Annotated in this window: 2 protein-coding genes; one reads left to right on the forward strand and one right to left on the reverse strand. The window is 34.3% G+C overall.

Translation table 11 applies throughout. The features are described 5' to 3' along the window. The first annotated feature begins 31 nt into the window (after positions 1–31). On the forward strand, positions 32–469 hold the full coding sequence (locus BFU02S_RS15900) for a ferritin-like domain-containing protein (protein WP_066372790.1): 438 nt from the start codon (positions 32–34) through the stop codon (positions 467–469). A gap of 60 nt (positions 470–529) precedes the next feature. Here the strand turns inward: BFU02S_RS15900 and BFU02S_RS15905 are convergent, their stop codons facing one another. Beyond that, entirely contained in the window at positions 530–958 is a 429-nt protein-coding gene (locus BFU02S_RS15905; protein ID WP_066372788.1) for a YugN family protein, read from the reverse strand. Between the last annotated feature and the right edge of the window lie 274 nt (positions 959–1,232).

Consider the following 1,232-nt stretch of genomic DNA (forward strand, 5'->3'; position numbering starts at 1 on the left):
AAAGATTACATAAAAGAAGGAGTGGTTCATGATGGTAGGTAATGATGTTATCAAAACATTAAATCAATTTTTAAAGGGACAATATATGGGTATCCATTCATATGAACACCATATTCAAAAATTAACAGACCCTAACGTAAAGAGGGAATTTCAAAGAATTCAACAAGAACATAAAAACCACGCCTTAAAAGTTGCAGAAAGGATTCAAAATCTGGGAGGAACACCGGTAGATGATGAAGGCTTGATTGGATCAGTCCAAGGATTTTTTAGTCAATTTATGATTCCTGAAACCTCGGTTGGAATTATGGAGAGTGCAATAAAGGGTGAGGGCTATTATGGGATTAGAGCGTCCGAGGAAATCGTAAGAGGAGATTTAGATCATGAAAGCCGGCAATTAATCGAAGGGATATTAGATAAAGATAGAGAGCATGTTCATTATTTACAACAGCTACTTCACAAGATGAATTGAAATTCGTAAAGAAAAAGCACCCAGTAGGTGCTTTTTCGCTGATGTCTTTATTAAGTGTCATTAGGAAACTAATAATCCATTGATTGAACTAAAGACTTGTTGGACTGCCTCTTCACCGGCTTTCGTCCATCTGCTTTTATCATAGATATAGTCGTCAGGATCCAATGGTGTTTGAAATTGATCAAGCCCAGTAGTGCCAGTTACAAATGAGTTTTCATTATGATCTAGCCCAATGTTGACAACATGCTTGATGACAAAAGGTTTTCCAAACTCAATCAATGTACTGGAATGATCTAAAGCTCCATCTAAAACATAAATAGGGACTCTTAGGTAAATAGACGCTCCTCCATCACGCCATAACAATGCATCGAATTTTCCTTGGTCATAATCAAAATTACTGCAAAAACTACATCCGTAAGAATGAAAAATATCCCGAACTGCCCCAAAATAAGCTCTTTTTCCTTCAATTTCAGTTTGTAATTGAATCATTATTACTTCACTCCTGTATAAAAGGTCAGTTACTATTCTTAACTATAAAATGAATAAAATACCTAGCTTTCAATGAGGAATTGGAAAATGTTTTTTTACTCATTTTATTATGATTCGAATAACTTCAGGGATGTAACAAAACCTATCCTAAATCCACTTTTCTTATCAACCGGTGGTTATTTAGGTATTTATATCATTTATCGACTGATAATAATAACCATAGATGAAGGATAGATGTGATTTTAATTACAATTAGAAGCTTTATAATGGACCC

It is taken from the genome of Neobacillus fumarioli NBRC 102428, from assembly GCF_001591485.1.
Taxonomy (GTDB): domain Bacteria; phylum Bacillota; class Bacilli; order Bacillales; family Cytobacillaceae; genus Neobacillus; species Neobacillus fumarioli.

Excerpts from the sequence above, each read along its gene's own strand:
- BFU02S_RS15905 (WP_066372788.1), bottom strand. The coding sequence starts at position 958 with ATGATTCAATTACAAACTGAAATTGAAGGAAAAAGAGCTTATTTTGGG.
- BFU02S_RS15900 (WP_066372790.1), top strand. The coding sequence starts at position 32 with ATGGTAGGTAATGATGTTATCAAAACATTAAATCAATTTTTAAAGGGA.